At 33.2% G+C, this 20,456-nt stretch carries 18 protein-coding genes and 1 tRNA gene; 1 reads left to right on the top strand and 18 read right to left on the bottom strand.

Annotated elements, in window-relative coordinates:
- Nucleotides 1-2: 2 nt before the first annotated feature.
- The 9 genes from L6651_RS08285 to L6651_RS08245 all read right to left on the bottom strand — a co-directional run bounded on the left by L6651_RS08285 (nucleotide 3) and on the right by L6651_RS08245 (nucleotide 7,460).
- On the bottom strand, nucleotides 3-311 hold the full coding sequence (locus L6651_RS08285; protein WP_237037460.1) for a V-type ATP synthase subunit F: 309 nt from the start codon (nucleotides 309-311) through the stop codon (nucleotides 3-5).
- Nucleotides 304-1,305 (bottom strand): V-type ATP synthase subunit C, encoded by a 1,002-nt coding sequence (locus L6651_RS08280; protein WP_237037459.1) that lies wholly within the window; start codon nucleotides 1,303-1,305, stop codon nucleotides 304-306. The genes L6651_RS08285 and L6651_RS08280 overlap by 8 nt, the downstream gene beginning before the upstream one ends.
- 8 nt (nucleotides 1,306-1,313) lie before the next feature.
- On the bottom strand, nucleotides 1,314-1,868 hold the full coding sequence (locus L6651_RS08275; protein ID WP_237037458.1) for a V-type ATP synthase subunit E: 555 nt from the start codon (nucleotides 1,866-1,868) through the stop codon (nucleotides 1,314-1,316).
- Between the two features lie 25 nt (nucleotides 1,869-1,893).
- Nucleotides 1,894-2,361 carry a V-type ATP synthase subunit K gene (locus L6651_RS08270; protein ID WP_237037457.1) on the bottom strand — a complete coding sequence of 156 codons (468 nt, stop codon included), beginning with the start codon at nucleotides 2,359-2,361 and terminating at the stop codon, nucleotides 1,894-1,896.
- Nucleotides 2,362-2,371: 10 nt separating this feature from the next.
- Nucleotides 2,372-4,351, bottom strand: coding sequence for a V-type ATP synthase subunit I (locus L6651_RS08265; protein WP_237037456.1), 1,980 nt, complete (start codon nucleotides 4,349-4,351; stop codon nucleotides 2,372-2,374).
- The gene (locus tag L6651_RS08260) at nucleotides 4,338-4,664 is read right to left on the bottom strand and encodes a hypothetical protein (RefSeq protein ID WP_237037455.1); all 327 of its coding nucleotides are present in this window, start codon (nucleotides 4,662-4,664) and stop codon (nucleotides 4,338-4,340) included. Before L6651_RS08260 ends, L6651_RS08265 begins: the two co-directional genes overlap by 14 nt.
- Nucleotides 4,665-4,828: 164 nt before the next feature.
- Nucleotides 4,829-5,458, bottom strand: a complete 630-nt coding sequence (gene upp, locus L6651_RS08255; RefSeq protein WP_237037454.1) for a uracil phosphoribosyltransferase — start codon at nucleotides 5,456-5,458, stop codon at nucleotides 4,829-4,831.
- Nucleotides 5,459-5,515: 57 nt separating this feature from the next.
- Entirely contained in the window at nucleotides 5,516-6,544 is a 1,029-nt protein-coding gene (locus L6651_RS08250; protein WP_237037453.1) for an L-threonylcarbamoyladenylate synthase, read from the bottom strand.
- Entirely contained in the window at nucleotides 6,525-7,460 is a 936-nt protein-coding gene (locus L6651_RS08245) for a cation diffusion facilitator family transporter (protein WP_237037452.1), read from the bottom strand. The genes L6651_RS08250 and L6651_RS08245 overlap by 20 nt, the downstream gene beginning before the upstream one ends.
- Nucleotides 7,461-7,554: 94 nt before the next feature.
- Here L6651_RS08245 and L6651_RS08240 point away from each other — a divergent pair.
- Nucleotides 7,555-7,641: transfer RNA gene (locus tag L6651_RS08240), tRNA-Leu, on the top strand.
- A gap of 84 nt (nucleotides 7,642-7,725) precedes the next feature.
- Here L6651_RS08240 and L6651_RS08235 read toward each other — a convergent pair.
- From L6651_RS08235 to L6651_RS08185, 9 genes are all read right to left on the bottom strand, one after another.
- Nucleotides 7,726-8,349: an ABC transporter ATP-binding protein gene (locus L6651_RS08235; RefSeq protein WP_237037451.1), complete on the bottom strand. Its 624-nt coding sequence runs from the start codon at nucleotides 8,347-8,349 to the stop codon at nucleotides 7,726-7,728.
- 9 nt (nucleotides 8,350-8,358) lie between these two features.
- Nucleotides 8,359-9,102 carry an ABC transporter ATP-binding protein gene (locus tag L6651_RS08230; RefSeq protein ID WP_237037450.1) on the bottom strand — a complete coding sequence of 248 codons (744 nt, stop codon included), beginning with the start codon at nucleotides 9,100-9,102 and terminating at the stop codon, nucleotides 8,359-8,361.
- Nucleotides 9,089-9,865, bottom strand: a complete 777-nt coding sequence (locus L6651_RS08225; protein WP_237037449.1) for an ABC transporter permease — start codon at nucleotides 9,863-9,865, stop codon at nucleotides 9,089-9,091. Before L6651_RS08225 ends, L6651_RS08230 begins: the two co-directional genes overlap by 14 nt.
- Entirely contained in the window at nucleotides 9,862-10,818 is a 957-nt protein-coding gene (locus L6651_RS08220; protein WP_237037448.1) for an ABC transporter permease, read from the bottom strand. The genes L6651_RS08225 and L6651_RS08220 overlap by 4 nt, the downstream gene beginning before the upstream one ends.
- Nucleotides 10,819-10,864: 46 nt before the next feature.
- Complete coding sequence (locus L6651_RS08215; RefSeq protein ID WP_237037447.1) at nucleotides 10,865-12,580, bottom strand: peptide-binding protein; 1,716 nt, start codon at nucleotides 12,578-12,580, stop codon at nucleotides 10,865-10,867.
- Between the two features lie 67 nt (nucleotides 12,581-12,647).
- Entirely contained in the window at nucleotides 12,648-17,759 is a 5,112-nt protein-coding gene (locus tag L6651_RS09400) for a cell wall-binding repeat-containing protein (protein WP_305067686.1), read from the bottom strand.
- A gap of 147 nt (nucleotides 17,760-17,906) precedes the next feature.
- Nucleotides 17,907-18,563 carry an ABC transporter ATP-binding protein gene (locus L6651_RS08195; protein ID WP_237037446.1) on the bottom strand — a complete coding sequence of 219 codons (657 nt, stop codon included), beginning with the start codon at nucleotides 18,561-18,563 and terminating at the stop codon, nucleotides 17,907-17,909.
- Nucleotides 18,563-19,753: an ABC transporter permease gene (locus tag L6651_RS08190; RefSeq protein ID WP_237037445.1), complete on the bottom strand. Its 1,191-nt coding sequence runs from the start codon at nucleotides 19,751-19,753 to the stop codon at nucleotides 18,563-18,565. The genes L6651_RS08195 and L6651_RS08190 overlap by 1 nt, the downstream gene beginning before the upstream one ends.
- On the bottom strand, nucleotides 19,753-20,175 hold the full coding sequence (locus tag L6651_RS08185) for a DUF4418 family protein (RefSeq protein WP_237037444.1): 423 nt from the start codon (nucleotides 20,173-20,175) through the stop codon (nucleotides 19,753-19,755). The genes L6651_RS08190 and L6651_RS08185 overlap by 1 nt, the downstream gene beginning before the upstream one ends.
- Between the last annotated feature and the right edge of the window lie 281 nt (nucleotides 20,176-20,456).

Below are 20,456 nucleotides of genomic sequence, written 5' to 3'. Positions count from 1 at the left end.
CTTTATAAAATATTAGATCCAACGGCTTTTTCAACATTTTTATTAATTCTGTCCATACCAATTCCTAGTGTTCCTTGGTTGGATGGAATTAATATAACCGCCGGCACAACTGCGTTATTATATCTTTCAATAGTTTCTGGTATCAAATTGGCAAGCTGTTCGGTTATAAAAATAATCCCATAGTTATCCTTTGCCAACTTGTCCACGATTCTTCTTGTTTCGTCCGCTTCAAATGCTGTAAAAACATTTACTCCCAAAGCTCTGAAACCTAAGACAGAATCTCTATCTCCTACTACGGCTACTTTATGCATATGTCTCACGTAACCTTTCTTTTATGAAATTCTTCGGTAGATTATTAAGCTTAGACACTAATAGTATTCTAAGATTTCTAATCTCGTTCTCCTTTGCCATTAGATATGCAAAAGGAACTTCTGGTCCATAGTTTATCTTCTTTGCTTCTTTAGTAAGACTTACTATATAGTCATCCATGCTCTTTTCAAAGGCGGATAGACTCTGTGTATTGTTATATTCCTTTATGCTGTCCCTTAGGTAGTAGTAAATTCTTGCAGATTTAATAAATGTACTGCTTTCGTCTATTTTGTTAAATAGATTTTCTTTGAATTTTTCTACACCTATGGTTCCACCTGGAATAATAATTTTTTCTAAGAATGGTAAGTCCACATTTTGTTTTTGAACTCTTAAAAGCGTTCTGACATTTGTAAAGTCGATTAAGTCTTCCGCATATTGCATTAAAAGTTCTGAATCAATCTCTTGTGCAAGTTGTTTCAGGTTTCTAAAATACTCTGCGTCAACATATATGTCTATATTTTGAGGATCTTTATCTTCAAGATATTCATCATAAACTCTATTTACAACTCCTGAGTATCTAGTGTCTATCTTCGCTCTGTCACCTGACTCAAAGTCCTTTCTAAGTTCTTCATAGTCAAAGCTTCCAACGTCAATAAACATTCTATCGTAGTCAATACCGCTTATTTTTTCTTTTAGCATAACCTTTAGATTGTGATATTCATATTTTAATGTCAAGAATTTAATTACCTTTGACTTCTTAAGCATCTTGTTGTATTTGCTATAAATATCTTGAAGGGCTTCTTTTAAAGCAACTTCATAATCTTCTGGTCTGTCTAGCTTTGCAAAGTACTCATGGTAAGAAGTGTCATTTAAAAGTCTTATGGCACTCTCCAGATTCTCCGATTCTGCCATTCTATCAAAGAAGTTTTCATTAAGAAGGTCTTTTTCATAAACTCTAGTAGTTACTGAAGCTTGGATAAAATCTTGTCTATCCATAATACCTCCTATTCTTTAAATAAGTTCTGAACAATAAAGCTTTCTAAATCCTGTCTTTTTGAATCTACAATCTTTGAAAAGTCATTGTTTATAATTGACTTGCCATCATAAAACTTAAATCCGCTTTTTACAAATTCTTTGGATAACTTGTATGGAAGGCCTAGTTTGTTGTAGGCGTCCACCATGTTTTCCTGTACTGAAACTGTAGCGTCTTCTGATATGTTAGCATTTTTTAAAGCGCTTTTTAAAATTGACACATAGGTATCTTCATCAATTTTTTCTAAGCCTGCTTTTGTCTTTTCTATAACTCTATCTACCACTGTTTGTTTAGCAGAAAGCTCTTCGTCTCTTGCTCTAAGGGTTGCAGAGTTTACAATTTTTTCAATAAGATTTTGTGATTCTGTTTCAGCCTTTTGAATTATGGCTGATTTTTCATTTTTAGCTTCGACAATAATTTTTTCTATTTCTTTATCTTTTTTCTCTTCAGCTTCTTGAATAATTTGGTCAGACTCAGACTTTGCATCTTTTAAAATTTGATTTAATATATTATCTAAATTTGACATCTAATCACATCCTTTAGCTCAAGAACTATATTCTTGTTAGCATTAAGAATGAGAATGCGAAACCTAATATGGCGTATAACTCAACCATTACCGCGTAAACTATACCTTTAACTTGTTGTTCTTCATTCTTTGCAAGAATATTCATACCTGCTACTGCAACTCTACCTTGTGACTTAGCTGAAACAAGTCCGCCAATTCCTACTGGTAGTGAAGCTGCAACATAGTATAAACCATGTTCTAATGGAATACCTGCTTCAATCTTGAAAAGAATTAAAAGTCCAATTACGAATCCGTATAATCCTTGTGTACCTGGTAAAAGTTGGATAACAAGTGATTTACCAAATTTTTCTGGTTCTTCTATAACAATTCCTGCAGCGGCTTCCCCTGCTATTCCAACACCCTTTGCGGATCCTGCACCTGATAAGAATACTGCTAAAGCAGCTCCCAATGCGGTAAATATAAGTCCTCCGTTTTCAATAAAAAACTCCTTCATTCTATTCCTCCTATTTGTTTTCGTTTTTTTCTAAATCAAAATATTTTGGTTTATTAATTAAACCTTTAAAGGCTTTTCCTCCGCCTTCATAAAATTTGTTAAACATCTCTACATATATAAGTCTTGCTGAATGCACATATGCACTTAGATATGATAAGAATAAGTTAAATAGTTGGAAGACTACAAATATTATAATTCCTCCAATTATTCCGATAATTCCTCCACCAAATAGCATCTTTACTATTATGTTTATGGCTAGGGCTATAAATCCTCCTGCTAGTCCAAGGGCCATAAGTCTTAGATAGGATACAAAGTCTCCTATATAGCCTGTAAGTCCATAGACTTCGTTTAGTCCAACGGCAAGTCGTACGCCCCAGTTTTTAGATGCTCTTCCTGCTGTTAAGAATATTCCAACTATGCCAGCTATCATAACCCATTTTGAAATATTTTTTACTGTTGGTGATAGGTTTAGTGGTCCTGATGCAGCAAATAAGATTATGCTTATAAGCACTACATATAAAAATCCTACATCAAATATTGCACCTTTTAAATCCTTGTCCCTAATCATCATATAGGCCTTTATTCCCAGTGCAAAGAATATATGAATACCTCCAAGTATAAGTGATATTAAAATTATTAACATGGAGTCTTCAGTTTGATCAAGTAACGGTTTATATGGTAAAGCTATTCCAAAGAATGAACCATATATAAGTCCCCAAAGCATTGTCGGGATGCTTAGGAACATAAAGAACTTGACATTTCTTTTAAAGTCCTCTCTCAAGTTGAAGAACTTAAGTCCTACTATACATAGTATAAATAACAGTAGTCCATACCCTAAATCTCCTACCATCATTCCCGCAAAGAACGCATAGAATGGTGCAAATAGTGGTGTTGGGTCGACTTCGTTATACTTTGGAAGAGAATACATCTCTGTAAGACCTTGGAAGGCGCCGGTAAATTTGCCATTTTCAAGAATGATTGGCACATTTGGGTCATCCTTCTTTGCATCTTCTGCTTCCATTGAATATCTGTCACCAAGGATTTGTTTTAATTTATCTTCGAACTCGCTTAAAAGTCTTGTTGGCACATAGCCTTGAATCAAGTTTACCTTTTTACTTGTTCTGAAGTTTTCAGGTGCTTCTTCAATAAGCCTTTGATTTTCAACGTATTCGTAGTAAACCTTTAAGTCTTCCAGCTTGTCAAGTTCGCCCTTTAAAACTTCCTCTTCCACTTTTATTTCATTTTCTTTTTCTTGTATTACCTTTGATAATTCAGAAATCTCTTCACTTACAATATTATTTGCTCCAATTGTAACTGGAGTAAATCCATGTCTTCTCAAAACTTCCATGTCTCGTCTTCTGTTTTCCCTAAGACCTGCAAAGATTACGTAGTAAACATCTTTTTCTTGAGACATTTCATCTAAAGACACATCTTCAAAAGAACTTAGTTCCATCTTTAGTTCTTCAATGGACTTGTTTGGTATTGTTCCAGTTTGGATAAAACTTCTTTTAATATTGTAAAGATCTTTTACAGGAATATTTAAGCCATCCCAATGTCTTAAATCTTCAATCCTTTGCTTTGAGTTTTGAATATCCTGTTTAGCATCATCAATAATCTTTTGAGAGTCCTGTAGTTTGGCATAAATCGGTTTGAAATCAAAATCTTTCCCTTTTTCAGTTATTTCTTCAAAAGAATAATTTTGAACACCATCTTTCATAGCCTTGAGCTTAGATTTCTTTTCTTCATACTTTGAAAGAAGCTCTATTGCCCAACTAACTCTTTGCAATTCCTCTTGTGCCTGTAGAAGTTCAGTGTCTGGAACTACCCTTTCTAAGAGTTCGTTTCCTGAAACCTCTTCAACACTTTGAACCTTTTCGTCATTTAGATTATTGAAATGGACATACTCAAATTCCTGTAATTCTTTGAGAAGTCGACTTCTATCATAATCAAAGGCAAGTAAGTTAAACTTACTCATTTTAACCATTGACATATTCTGATACAATCCTCTCTACAATTGAATTTGAAACACTTTGGATTTTTGAGTCCTCCATGCTTTGTATTTTCTTAACCTTTTCTCGGGAGGCTTCTAAAATAGGTGCTTCTTTCTTTTCACCTTCTTTTTGAGCCTTGTCTAACATTTCCCTTCTGGCACTTTTTCCTTCTTCTATAATGCTGTCGTACTCTTTCTTGCCTACGGTTTTGATTTGCTCTAGAATTTCATCTGCTTTCTTCTTAGCATCTTTTACTAATTGGTCAGCATTAGATTCAGCTTCGCTAATCTTTTCAACCATATTTGAAGTCATACATTCACCTCCCCTATATATTAGATAACGATTTCACAATATATATAATCTCTGGTTTAGTCAACACAAACCATCAACCATCAGTTGTTGAGGCTTTAAAGTGCTAAACTAAGCCATACGATTATAATAACATATTCCTAACTTTTATTCAATAAAAATCAGTATTATTTTGTGCCGAATAGTCTATCTCCAGCATCTCCTAAACCAGGTAGGATATATCCATGTTCATTAAGTTTTTCATCAAGGCCAGCAATGTAAATATGAACATCTGGATGAAGTTCGTGAATTGCTTCAACTCCTTCAGGTGCCGCAATTATATTTACAAGTTTAATACTCTTTGCTCCCTTGTTTTTTAGATATTGAATAGCCGCCGCTGCTGAACCACCTGTTGCAAGCATTGGATCTAGAACAAGCACTGTTCTGTCTGAAATATCTGTAGGTAACTTGCAGTAGTATTCAACTGGTTCCAATGTTTCAGGGTCTCTGTAAAGACCAATGTGGCCAACCTTTGCAGCTGGAATGATGCTAAGCATACCATCAACCATGCCAAGGCCCGCTCTAAGTACAGGAACTAAAGCAACTTTTTTGCCTGAAAGAACTTTTCCCTTTGTCTTTACCAAAGGAGTTTCTACGTCAATTTCTTCCATGGAAAAATCTCTTGTTACTTCATATGCCATAAGCATAGAAATTTCAGAAACCAAGTCTCTGAATTGTTTTGATCCAGTATTAACATCTCTAAGTATTGTAAGTTTGTGAGTTATAACTGGATGATTAAAAATTGTTACATTATCCATATCCTTACCTCCTATTTATATTAATATAATAACACTAAATAAGGTCCTTTGTAAAAGCTAAATTATCTTTACATTGCCTCCACAAGATTTTTTTAGTCTATTCATTATTCCTATTCCTAAGTTTTTCTCTTCCACGCCTTCGCATAAAATATTTTCTATGCCGTCATCGTCACATTGTCTAAGTATGCGAAAGATTAGTGACGCCATTTCAAGTAGGTTATCCCTACTTCCTAAAGAATAAAATTTGTAAAAGGAATTAGCTAAGTCACTATTATCTTCAAAAGTTATTAGTGCAGTTTTCTTATCTTTTAATTCTCTAGCTCTTTGATTAAAAAAATCTCTCACTCTATATCTATTACCCAATATTACTTCCATACTACCACTTGGAGCATAATGTTTGTACTTTTGTCCAGGGGACTTTGGAATTTCCCCTTCTTTTAATATAGATTTATCATATTCTACAGGGCCAAAATAAATTTCCAAATCCTCTTTAGAGTAAAAACCCGGCCTTAAAATTAAATTCGGTTCACAGGTGCAGTCAAGAACCGTAGACTCTATTCCCACATTGCAAGCTCCACCATCTACTATTAGAGGAATTTTCCCCTGCATATCCTCATACACATCAAGGGCTGTTGTTGGCGATGGCCTTCCAGAAAGATTTGCAGAAGGCGCCGCTATAGGAACTTTTGACTGCCTTATAATTCGCCTTGTTATTTCCTTATTGGGCATTCTAATAGCAACAGTATCTCCTCCACAGGTAACGGTGTGTGGAATGATATCTGATTTTTTTAAAATAATTGTAAGGGGGCCTGGCCAATAGTAATCTAAAGCCCTTTTTACTTTTTCTGGGACCTGTTCAACCAGTCTGTCTAGTTCCTCGACTTCTGATATATGAAGAATAAGCGGATTGTCCGATGGCCTATTCTTCGCCTCAAAAATCTTTTTACAAGCTTCGTCACTAAGTCCATTTCCACCAAGGCCATAAACCGTCTCTGTGGGAATGGCAACCAGTTCATTTTGCGTTATAAACTTTACAGCCTCTTTTACAACATTTTTATTATTTTCATTAATTATTTCTGTCTTCATCTACATTCACCGGATCCATATGAATTACAATCTCTATTCCTGTCTTTTTTAAAATTTCCTTTTCCAAACCATCGGCAATTTCGTGAACCTCTTTGAAAATCAAATCACTGGGAAATTCCACATGAATTGAGCCAACAACCTTTCCTTCGCCATAGTCGTGTAGCTCCAGGTCGTGAGCCCCAAGTACATGATTTCCACTTTTAGCAATTCCCATAATCTTTTCCTGGGTATTCTTCGGGAGAGCTTTTCCTAAAATATAAAATGTGGAATGTTTTAATATTTCAATTCCCGACTTAAATATAATAATAGAAACCAAAATTCCCGCATATCCATCTATGTTGATATCAAATAAAATAAATATCAAAATTGAAACAAGTATTCCAATGGATGAAATAACGTCGTTAACCGCATCTTCCGCAACCCCTATCATGCCAAGGGAGTTAATCTTTTCACCTACAACCTTGTTGTAGATGTATAAAAATATCTTTATGAAAAGGGACACCACCAACATGATTAAAGAAATTAACGAAGTGTTTAGCGCCTTTGGTTCGATAATCTTTTCCAAAGATGATTTAAATAAAAAACCTCCCGTTAAAAGTATGAGTATGGAAACTACAAAGGATGCAATGTACTCATACCTTCCATGGCCAAAGGGATGCTCTTCGTCGGCGGGCTTTCCTGCCAAGTAACCACCAACAATGGTTACAATGGAAGAAAGGGAGTCCACCAAGTTATTGAAAGCATCTGATATAACTGCGATGGAATTTGCAAATAGCCCCACAGTAAGCTTTATACCAAATAGTATTAAATTAAAAATCACTCCTATGTAGCCGGACTTTCTAATATATCCATTTCTTACATCGGGATTTTCTAAGTCGTCATTAGAATTTATAAAAATATTTTCTAATCTTTTCATGTATTCCTCTCAAAATTCTTAATACTAATATTATATCACGAAAAAATCTTGAAGGTCATTTGAAAATGTGTTAATATAATTAGGTAATTGACCCGCCGGAGTGGCGGAATTGGCAGACGCGCGGGACTCAAAATCCCGTGGTGGCAACATCGTGCGGGTTCGACCCCCGCCTCCGGCACCAAAGCACATTTTCTTTTGTAAAAATACGAAAATGTGCTTTTTAATTTAGCAATAAAAAACAGGGGAATATTTCATCTCCTGCTTTTTATATTAAATTGATTTTTCCATCTTCATCTAGTTTTAGTTTCACATCACTAACATAGTTTATTGTTTTCAAGTCATGACTAACAAGGATTATAATTGTGTTTTCTATTTTATTTATCATTTCTAGAACTTTCTTTTGATTTATTACATCAAGTGAAGCTGTCGGCTCATCAAGAAGCAATACTTTCGGATCTTGTGCCACTGCTCTAATGATGGAAGAACGTTGAAGTTCTCCTCCGGACAAGGCTTTAGGCTTTTTATTCAACAACTCCTTGTTCATTCCAAACTTTTCAAAAAGTTCTTCCAAATCATAATTAGTATTGTTTTCCTTTTCAAGTTCTTCTATGGATTTTTTTATAGTTTTTGTAGGATCGAAAGATCTAAATGAATTTTGAAACACAACTTGAAATCCTCTTCTGTCTTTTTCTATTAATTTATCATTTAAAAAAATTTGACCACTATATGGTATAAGACCAAGTACCGATTTTAAAAAAGTAGATTTTCCACTACCTGACTTTCCCATTAGACCATAGCACTTTGTCTCAAACTCATATGAAATATTATTTAAAACCTTCTTATCATTATATTTTACAGAAAGGTCTTTTACGATTAATTTTTTTGTCATAAAATCCTCCTAAAATCTCGAAGCTTCAAGGAGCGCTTTTGTATAGTCCTCTTTAGGGTTATTATAAATGTCTTTAGCATCGCCCTGCTCAATAATATTTCCTTCTTGCATTATCATAACTCTATCTGCTATAATTTCTGCTAATTGAAGATCGTGACTGATAAAAAGTACAGATATTCCATATTCATCTTTAAGATTTTTAATTAAATTTATAATTCTAAGCCCAGTCTCACTGTCTAGCGCTGTTGTCGGTTCGTCACAAATTAAGAGACTAGGTTTAAACAGCATGGACATTAGGATGACAATTCTCTGTAGCTCCCCTCCAGAAAGTTCAAAGCTATATTTTTTCAAATACTCTAATGGCAGGCTAACTTCATCCATCAAAGTCCTAATTCTATTTATGTCATATGGAAGTTCTTGAATTTTATAAATGTATTTCAACTGTTTTTCAATTGTCATTACTGGCACAAGGCAATTGAATGGATTTTGATATATCATAGCCATTTCCTTCATTCTAATCTTCGCAATTTCTTTGTCTTTTAATTGCATTATGTTTTTTTCATTTAGAATGATTTCTCCACTCTTGTTAAGAGTTTTAGGCAAAAGACCCATTATTGCAGTAGCCGTTAATGATTTACCCGACCCTGACTGGCCTATTATTGAAAGTATTTGATTTTTTTCAATTTCAAAATCTATTCCATTTACTAAACTCTTTTTGTCAGATGAGATTTTTAGATTATTAACTTTTAGCATATTCTTCACCCAATCCTTGAATTGAAAATACTAAAAGAACAACTAAAACTCCTGCTGGAAGCCATAACCACCATTTGTCTTTAACATTTAATATATTTAGTGCAACCGCTAGTATTGTACCAAGACTCGTTTCTGGCTCTTTTATTCCAAATCCTAAAAAGGATAAACTCGCTTCCATAAGTATGGCAGTTGCCATAGAGCTTGTAAAGACAACAAGGAGTGTCTGTGATATATTTGGAATAATATGTCTTGTTAGTATTTTAGTATTTCTAACTCCATTTATTTTTAAAAGCTGAATAAACTCCATTTCTTTTAGTACTTTTATTTCGTTTACAAGTATTCTTGTGGTAGGTGCAAATGTAAATATGACTATTACAAATATTAAGTTTTTTACATTTGCTCCTATAAATGCAGCCACACATAGGGCAAGCACATAGAACGGAAAGCACATAAAAATATCGACTATGGACATTATTATTTTTTCAAATCTCTTCCCACTACTTGCTATGAATGCCAGAATCAAAGATAAAGCTACTTTGATTACTGTGGAGGTAAATGAAATAACCACAGATTTTTGTCCACCATGCATAAGTCTTATCATTATATCTCTACCAAGTCCATCTGTTCCTAAAAGGTGTTCTACACTTGGCTTACTTTCAATATTTCTTAAATCTTGCTTAGTGGGATCAACTTTATAAAAGACAGGTCCAAGCCAAATGAATATTAAAAGCAGGGCAATTATTGTCTTGTATACTTTTTTCATTGGTTTACCTCCAATCTTTTATCTAGTCTTTGGCTAAGTGCATCGGCAAGTCTATTAGATATTAGCACAAGAAAAGATATGATAGTTATTATTCCTAGGATTAAAGGATAGTCCCTCGCCATTGCCGCATCATAGTTAAGACGACCTATTCCAGGCCACACAAAAACTGTTTCTGTAATTAACATCCCTGAAATTATTCCTGGTATTTCCATAAGTATCAAAATAACTAGCTTTGGAACAATATTTTTAAATCCAATCTTTTTGTAAGCTTCGTACTCCGTCATCCCAAAACCTCTATAAGTTTTGATATAATCTTCGTTTTTCACATTTTTCATATAGCCTATTACATATCTAACAATTGATGAAAACTGGATAAAGGTAAGGACAATAATCGGAAGAACACCATGGTATATCCTATTTAGCCATAGAGGTAAGTCGCTTGATTTACTTAACTCTCCCGTTCCTGATATAGGAAATATTTTATGATCAAAGGCAAGCCATTTTATAAGTATGATTGAAATTAAAAATGTCGGCATGGATATACCAATCATTGAAATCACATCAACCGCCTTGTATCTAAATCCTTCTTTAAATGACGCCCATCTTCCAATAAAAATAGATAATACTATTGCAATGATTAAAGACGGAACTGTTAATCTCAAGGTATTTGGAAGTCTTTCTAGTATTAGTTTTATTACAGGTTTGTTATATTGAATTGAGTATCCGAAATCTAGTCTTATAAAGGATGTGAACCATTTTGCAAATTTCACAGGTAAAGGGTCATAGTATCCCTTTGACTGTAACATATTTTCAATTTGTGAAGGAGTCATTCCTTGTTTTATATAACTTGAATATGGGTTTCCAGGTATCATCTGCATAAGAACAAACATTAACATGGATATCCCCATAACCATTACTATTATACTTATAAGTTTTTTTAAAACTCTTTTCATATTACCACCTTTTAAAAAAGGCTGACCTTATGGCCAGCCCCAATAATTATTTTTCTAGTTCCCAGTTTTGAACATTGTAAAAATCTACAAATGTATTTGGTTCATAGTTCTTTAGTCCATGATTATATGCTTTAACAATGTCAGATGCATATAGCGGAATCCATGGAAGTTCTTTATTTAATAATTTACCAAATTCTTTAAGAGTTGCTGCTCTTTCATCAAGGTTGGTTTGTTGTCTATTTAAGTCCATAAGCTTATCTGCTTCTTCATTTCTGAAAGCTGCAATATTCCAACCGTAAACTCCCGGCTCGTCAGAAGCTTGAGTTGATCTCCAGTTTGGAGTTGGATCTGGATCTGCATCAAGAGTGTTACCCATTAGGTATAGATCGAAATCGTGATTTCCTACAACCTTATCCATAACAGCTTTAAATTCCATAGGTTCAAGATTTATCTTAACACCTGCTTCTTTTAAGAAGTTTTGAAGAATTGTTCCAGTTTGTTCTCTAATTTGATCCCCTGTTGGAACAGTAAGTGTAAGTTCTAAGTCCTTGCCATCTTTATCAACAAAGCCACTGTTATCAGTATCTTCATATCCCGCTTCTTTAAGAAGTGTTTTAGCTTTTTCTACATCATATTTGTATTCTTCTAAACCTTCTTTAGGGTAAGACCATAATGTTGGTACCATAGGAGTGTTTATAACCTCTCCGTTACCTTCAAGAAGTCCTTCAACAATAGAAGCTCTATCAATCGCATATGCAAAAGCTTGTCTTAACTTAACATCTTGTAATTCATCTTTTCTAAGGTTAAAGCCCATGTACTGAATCTTTGAGTTAGGATATCTATTAACAGTTACATTTTCTCCCTTTAGTTTTTCTTCGTCATCAGTCTTAATTCCAGAAACATCTGCTAAATCTACAGTTCCATTTATAAGTTCTGCAGTTACAGTGTCTTCATTAACAACCTTAAAAGTAAATTTGTTTAATTTAGGTGCTCCACCATAATAATCTTCGTTAGCAGTTAGTTTTACAAACTCACCTTGTTTGAACTCTTCCATCTTATATGGACCTGATCCTATAGGATTTGTAAGTTCCTTTTCAGATTTTGACCAATCTGCAAAGTCTATTTTTTCCCAAATATGTTTAGGAATTATTCCTAAAGTCCCTATGTTGATTAAAACAGGAGAATAAGGAACATCAAATGTTATTTCAACAGTCTTTTCATCTGGAGTCTTAACTCCTGAAAGTTCTTCAGCTTCTCCTTTGTTAAAAGCTTCAAATCCAGAAATTGATCCTACATAAGATGCTAAATCTCCTTCATAGTCCTTGTTTGCAAGGGCTTCAAGTGTAAACTTAACATCTGCGGATGTTACAGGTTCTCCATCATGAAACTTTAGTCCATCTCTTAAAGTAAAAGTAATCTTCTTACCATCTTCTGTCATTTCATACTTTTCAGCCATTGCTGGTTCAATCTCAATTTTAGAATTAAGTTGTAATAATGAATCGTAAATTAATCCATTTACATTTCCATCGTATTGAGTGTTTGAGAAAAGTGGATTAAAGTTTCCTTCAGGTGAAGATGTAATACCATATACAAGTTCATCCATGTTCTTTTCTTCTGTTTTTCCTGCAACAGCCTCAGTGCTGTCTGCGTTTTGATTTGTTTCCCCTTGCTTATCTTTCTTTTTGCAGGCAGATAGTGGTGCCAATACAAATGAGAAAACTAAAAGCATAACCAATATTTTTTTCAATGATTTATTTTGCATAAATTCCTCCTTAATTTTCACAAATATTATATTACATTAATTTTCTTAATATGTCTACATATTAACTCTAATGTTGATTGGTGAAATAACCTTTAATACATGCATTTATTTTTTTAAAATTACCTACATCGGCAAATCCGTTAAAAGTAAATGCAAAAGTTTCTCCATTATTTACTTCTGCATATTTCCCTGTAGATGGGGATTTGCTTTCTACAACCATATCCCATTCATGGTTAGGATCTTCTTTATCATTATTTCTAACCCAAATTCCCAGTGCAAACTTTTTATTGTTAGAAAATTTTAATTCTTTATTTAAATCACTTAACTTAATAGTATGATAACCTGCATATACATGTTCGCCTTTTTTGTCCATGTTGTTATCATAGATTTTATAGTCTTTTATAAGATCTTCATACTCTTCTTCATCAAAGCAATTTGATGCTTCCCTTTTAAATTTATCAAAGTCTTCAATTAAATATATTTCGAACTCTGCATCTCTTTTAGTAGTATAGAATCCTATTTCTTTTAATTCTTCACCTACATTAGATTTAAAAGCATTTAATAAAATAGTTTTTCCATCTTCCATATCTGAGTAAGCACCTGAACTTATAAAGCCTGTAAAAGGCATTTCATCATGTTGGTAAATTCCCGCATAAGTTTCTTCCTTTTCAACTCTTGTAAACACATAAGGGTCTCCACCGATTCCTTCAGTTTGATAAGAAACATAGAAATATCCACCATCACCAAATTCTGTTCCTTGTGCGTCCTTTACAATCCATGCACCGTCAATTGTTGGCTTATTAGTACTTACAAAATTATCTTTTGAAAAGTTATTGTCCCATCCAACTATAGCTATGGCATGGTTTGAAGCAATATTTTTTTCTTTCTTCACATAATACGCTGATTTTTCCTTGTTGAAACATTTGTCATTTTGATATGGAAATCTTTTTTGTCCATCATGAGACATATAGATATTAGATGACACTGCACCATATTTAACTATTGCCTGTTTAATTTGTTTTAAATTTTCATCTTCTGGACTAGTTATATCAGCTTTACTTATATCCCTTAAAAACTCAAATCCCATTACACTTAGAGCAGGGTTTGTTTCAACAGGTCCATTATTACTTAGTCCAGCTCTATAAGCACTTTCACTTATAGAATTTGGTATATTAATATCTGGTTGTGAAAATGGTTTATATGGATCTTCCTTTTCAAGAATTGGTCCATTACCTGACATCAAATAACCAAAGTCAGAATTTCTATCTCTCCCATTTCTTGGTTGGTCATATTTTGATCTATTATTAAATACTAATCCCTGTCTTGTTTCAAAGTTGTTTTCTGAAAGATCAATGTCATTCCCTGTTTTCTTCTTATAAAAAGATTCTAGCGCTGCAAGGGAAGAAAATGAACGACATGAACCATCCTTGTATTGATTTTTTACTGGAGTTACAAACCCTTTTTCTCTTAGGTCATATTTAACAGGAGTCACTCCGTCTGCTTCAAACTCCTTAACAGGTTCTTCACTTTCAGTAAGTTCAATGTTTAATATTACTTTTCCAAAAACACTTGGATGTTGTCCACCAAACTCACCAAATAAAAGTTCTGGATGTTCAAAATAAATTGAGTAAGACTCACTTATATTACCCTTTTCTATTGCATCATCTGAAACAGTAATTTCTATTTTATCCCCAACAAACTGTAAATTAGAATTTGCTTCAATTGGATTTCCCACTTCATCCATATCAGTCTGTTCAACTGGTTTATTTTCAAAATCAGTTATAGGATTTGAAATAGTCAATTTCCCATTCTTTATATCTTTTTTATCAGCTGTAAGTTCAACACTTAACTCTTTAAATGTAGCCATTCTCGCCTGGTCTTCACCTTCAGTAGCCGGTGGTTCGTCCTCTGGTCTTATACTATTTTCCTTTAGCCATGTAAAATCATCCATGTTTATTTTATCTACAAACAATGTATTTAATCCCTTGAAGGATTTAATAGTTTCGAAATAGTCTTCATTCAATTCATTTTCGTCAATATAAAGTCTATGAAGTTTTGTTAAATCTTTTAGAGGTGTTATATCCTTTACTTTTGTATTTCTTAAATGTAATGCCTCTAAATTTTCAACTCCTTTCAAATTTGAAATATCTTCAATAGGATTGTCGCGAAGATAAAGTGTAATTAAGTTCTTTAAATTTTCAAGTCCTTTAATTGAAGTTATTTTATTGCTATCTAAGTCAAGTCTTGTAAGATTTGTCATTTTTGCAATTTGAGAGATATTTCTTATATTATTACTTTGTAAGCTCAAAAATTTAGGATTAGTTCCTCTAAGTCCAAATAAATTTGAAAGAGTAGTGTTTTGTATATTAATATGCTCTATCTCTTTATTCGCGGAAAAATCTATTGTGCTTAGCGTTTCCTTTTGGAGGTTTTTGTAATCATTATTGATATACCAAAATTCTTTAAGTTTAGGCATTTCTTTTAGAAAAGAAAAATCTTTTACTTCCCTCTTCAGCGAAGCGTCATTTAAAGTTACATGGAACTGTTCTAAGTTCTTCGCATATTTTAATGGGCTCACCAGTGTATCAGTTACATTTCTGCCCTTCACTTTAAATGTCTTTAGCATCTCCAAGTCTTCTGGAGTTATTTCTCTATTACCTATTGGTTTATTGGCCTTTGAAAATTTTTTATTCGCTTCATCCGTTAAATTTGTATACTTGCCATAGAAATTACTATAATCATTCAATAGTCCCTTATAAAAATCTTCTGTTTCTTTGTCCATTAACTTAATGTCATTTGGGACTTCTATAGTTATTTCACCAATGTTCCATATATATGCACCTGCAAAAGTAATTTTTAAATTTACTTTTAATTCTTTTCCTCTATTTGCATAAAGTGTATCATTATCTATTTCAAGATTTATTTTATTTGTTGCTTTATCATATTGAGCAGTTACACCAGGAACATCCGCTTCAATATTTTCCATAATATTTAGTTCATCAGATTCAAAGACTTCTCCAAGCTTCTTTTCAAGTTTATCAAAGCCCTTATATGGATTATCAAAAGCTAAAGGATTTGAAGAGAAAACTAACTTTTCAGGAACTCCAACTTTTTGACCCCAAAAACCTATACTTGCCATTCCCATATCTTGCATTGGTAGAAGGTTAGAAATTAAATCTGCCAATTCTGTATAGTCATACACTCTATTACCAGTAAAATCAATATGATTAAGTTTTGAGAAGTCTTTCATTATTGATACGTCATCAATTCTATTTGCTGACACATCAAGAAATTCCAACTTCGTAAGATTTTTTAGTGGAGATATATCTGTAATTCCCTTAGAAATTATTTTATTATTTTCATCTCCCTCCACAGTTACGTTGTAATGTAAATCAAGGCCCGTTAAATTAGTTAAGCCTGCAAGAGGGGATACATCTTCTATTAGATTATTGTAAAGTTTTAAAAACTCTAAATTTTTTAAATTTTCCAATGGCTTAACATCTGTTATCCTATTTCTTTGAATTTCTAAATATTTTAAATTCTTTAAATCTTTTAGAGGAGTAATATCAGAGATTTCATTTTCATTTACCTTTAACTTTTCAAGGTTAACACAATTCTCAATCCCTTTTATGCTCTTCATGCCTCTTGTTACTGCAAATTTAAAATCTTTTGTTCCAGTTAAGCTCTTTGGTTCTCCTAAAATAGAATAAGTAAAGCTTTCTCCAAAAGTTGGATTGCCATTTTTATCTAAGAATATGGAAATTTCTTTTAAATTTTCCATCTCTTCTTTTGTTATAGGATCATCATCTTTTCTCTCTCTTGAAATATTTTTATTTAATACTTTTCTAAACAATGGATCTTCTATTTCAACAAAGATTTTTTTTCTTGAATTCATAATAGCTTTTTTAAGTTTTTCTACTGCGCTATCTATTTCATCTTGTGACTTTGCATTTTTTAAAACATCACTTGCGTTAGATATTTCCTTTTGAAGTTTATCTTTGTCAGAGTCAGCCATATCAAGTCCTAAAACTTCCTTAGCCTTTTCTATCTCTTTTTCTAAGTTTGCTTTATTTAATTCTGGAACTGGATTAGTTGGTTCTGTCGGTTTACTTGGTTCTGTTGGTTTGCTTGGCTCAGTTGGTTTACTTGGCTCAGTTGGTTTACTTGGCTCAGTTGGTTTACTTGGCTCAGTTGGTTTACTTGGCTCAGTTGGTTTACTTGGCTTAGTTGGTTTTGTTTTACCTTCATTTTTACCAGCTTCTGAACTTTCCCCAAGTTTATTTTCTACATCTTTTGATATTGTTGTCTTACCACCAAGAATAACAATTTTTTCTAATTTCTTTTCTTTCAAATAATCTACGATATTGTCTTTTATCTCGTCCTTTTTTACAAGGACAATTGGGGCATTATTTTTTTTAGCTACAAGTCCACCTGCAAGTGCATCTGGGAAATCCTCTCCACTTGCAATAACTACATTTTCAGTTTTAAACTCTTTTGCAAGTTTTAATGAAGTTTCATATCTGTCCTTTCCTGAAATTCTTTTAACATTTTTAAATCCTTTTAAGCTGCTTTCTCCTCCGAGTATTAGTTTAGGATTATACCTGTTTATATCTATTCCACATCCATCATCATAAAGTATTATTGAACCTTCATTATAGATATAAGGTGCTGCTACAAGAGCATCAGCAAAGTTTTTCCCACTTGCAAAAACTACTTTTGTAGAATTTGGATTCAACTTTTTCTTGTATTCAAATACCATTATGGAAGTACGGTATCTGTCTTTTCCTGCAATTCTATTTACTTTTGCTACCTTTGAAAGCTCTTTTTCAACTGAATTCGAAATTGTGCTTTCTCCACCTATCAAGATAATTTCTTTTGCTTTTACTCTCTTGATTTCTTCAACAACTTCCTTGGATACCTTATTCTTTCTTGTTAGCAGAATAGGATATTCATTTTCACACGAAAGTGCAGATGCTGATATTGCATCAGGATAATTTTCTCCAGACAGGACTATAACTCTGTCAGTATTTTTAACATACCTTTTACTTATCTCTACCGCAGTTTTATACCTATCAGGTCCTGCAATTCTATTGATTTCTTTTGCAAGGTTTTTTTCAGGTGAAAAGATTAACAATGCAAGGCACAATAGAGCAATAAAATAGTTTCTTACCTTTCTCATCAAAACCTCCTAAGTTTAGTTATAGCATAACTAAATAATAGTCATGCATATATAATTATATCATATTAACAGGCTAAATTAAATCAGACTTTACATTCTTTTAAAATTTATTTAAAAAAACAGGAGAATATTTCATCTCCTGCTTTTTTATTTTAATTTCAATTCACTATCAACTATCTTGTACTTTATTTCTCCTAAGGCTTCTACTTCTGGATCATGGCTTGCAAGTATAATGGTCTTGCCCATATCCCTCCAATGTTTGAAAAATTCTAAGGTCTTTTCCTTCCAGTGTTTGTCTAAGTCGTTGGTTGGCTCGTCGGCAATAATTATTTCTGGGTCTCTTGCGTGGTTTATTGCAAGCATTGCTCTTCTTCGTTGTCCTCCGCTAAGTGTATGTGGAAGGCTATTCTTTTTATCTTTTATGCCGATTATGTCTAGAAGTTCTTCTATCTCACTTTGGGAGATTTCTCTTCCTGATACTTTTGCTGCAAATTCTATATTTTCAGCAATCGTAAGCGCCTTTATCATTACTGAGGATTGAAATAGATAGCCATAGGTCTTTGAACGAAGATTTGATATCTCTTCATCGTTTAAGCTCCAAATGTCTTTATCCTGTACTAGAACTTTTCCTTCTGTTGGTTTTAAAAGCCCTCCTATTATCATTAATAGTGTGGACTTTCCCGTTCCCGACTCTCCTGAAATTGTTGTTATTTTACCTTTTTCTATCTTCAGGTCGATATTTTTTATTGGGGTTACAGCTTCTCCAGTTGTAAATGTCTTTGTTATATTTTGTAATTCCAACATTATATACCCCCTGTAATAGCTTGGCTCGGTTCTATGGATGAGTTCTTCATTATTGGTCTTATGGTTGCAAGTAGTGAAATCAGTATGGCAAATACTAGACTTAGCACCATGGAAATAATTATTTGTCTCACGTCCATGCCCAGTGGTAGTGCCATAAGTTTTCTAATTCTCTCTGTTATAAACACCGTTGAGAGTCCACCGAGAATTGCTCCAATAAGTCCGGCTGTTCCCGATTGAATTAAAACTTCTAGGAAGCTCTCTTGTAGCACTTTCTTCTTGCTAAGTCCGATGGAGCGAAGATATCCTATTTCCGTCTTTCGCTCTTTTGCCATCATATTATATAAGGTGGATACGGCTATTGCAGTTGTTAAGAACACTAATATCGCAAATATTAAAAAGAGTTGTAGAAATGTGTTTGCTTGTTCTTTTACCATATCCCTAACTTGTGAAACGTGAATTACGCCAGCTTTTAAGTCTTCAATTTTTAAACTGTCTATAAATTCATTTACATCCACTCCATCCTTTAGTTTTATAAATGAAGTGGTTATTAATTTTCCTGGATCTTTTTCGCCGAAATAGTCGGAAGAAAATGTATTTTTACCTAGCTTTCTTACGGTGTCTATGTCCATAAAGATGGATTCGTCAAATCCACTTCCTGTTCTATAAAGTCTTCCCTTTACATCAAAGACATTATTTAAAAGAAATGCCTTTCTGCCAAATTCCGCACCTATATTTTGGCCAAGTACCATCATGCCATCTTCGATTTTTTCTATTTTTTCATTTTCAAGCCATGGCTTTATTAAAAAGTCAGACTCACCATCTACTCCAACAATTCTGTAGGTCTTGTCGGTTCCGCAACAAACTCCTCCTGGTAGAGTTTTTATGAAGAATTCATTAGTCACTTTTTCAATTTTGTCCTTAGGTAGTCTTTCCATTAGTTTATCTTCTTCAATGTACTTCATTTCAGCAGCGCCGCTATATAGAAAGTCCTGAGGATTGCTCTCTGCTTCAGCTGGATAGATTACAACGTCTGCACCCATTCTCTCTTCGTTTAGCTTTAAACCATCGTCAATTTCTCTATAGATGTTGTACACAACGGTAAAAACTAGGGTGGAAAGAAGGGTCACAAAGATTGCCAGTAAAACTTGATTTTTTCTTCTGAATACATTTTTTAATGCCAGTTTAAACACTATAATTCTACCTCATTCTTAATAAGTAATTGTAAAATTCCAAGAACTATGTACACCACGCCTATTACAATAGCAAATGTCTTCATTGTGTGGCATGCCATGCCTTCCATCTTACATACTCCAATACCTACATTGTCCATGGTTATGGCAATCGATAAAACTCCCATGCCTAAAAGTTCAAGTGTAGACTTTGAGTTTTTAATTATATTTGCAATGGCAACAACTGCTGTGGCAATTCCTAAGTAAAGTAGTGCTACATCTGTCCAATGGCACTTCATAGGAACTTCCATTCCCTTAGCTGTCTCTATCATTCCATCGCATGGTGTTGCAAATGTCTTTAGTCCAATAATAAGAACTACTGATGCAACTATTGCCAAAATATTATAAATTTTGCTAGAATTTTTTTTCATGTTGTTTTTCATTTTTATCATTCCTTTTTAGGTTTATATTTTTTTCTACTTTTGAAAGCATATTAATTATTAATGGGGAACTAACTCTTGATTTAATTCATATGGCTCTATCCTTTTTAAAAATCCCATTCTATTTTTGCTGATTAGATATGTATAATTATTTTGCCATCAATTTTCTCCCACTATATATTTGGTTTTTAAATAATCTCTTTTCTATTGTATTGTATCAACATATTATTACTATTTCAAGATTAATCATTCATTAGCATTAATAAAAAAAATCCCCTACTGTT

Origin of the sequence: Mediannikoviicoccus vaginalis, assembly GCF_928097925.1 — a bacterium.
Taxonomy (GTDB): domain Bacteria; phylum Bacillota; class Clostridia; order Tissierellales; family Peptoniphilaceae; genus Mediannikoviicoccus; species Mediannikoviicoccus vaginalis.
This window is presented reverse-complemented; position numbering and strand designations above follow the sequence as displayed.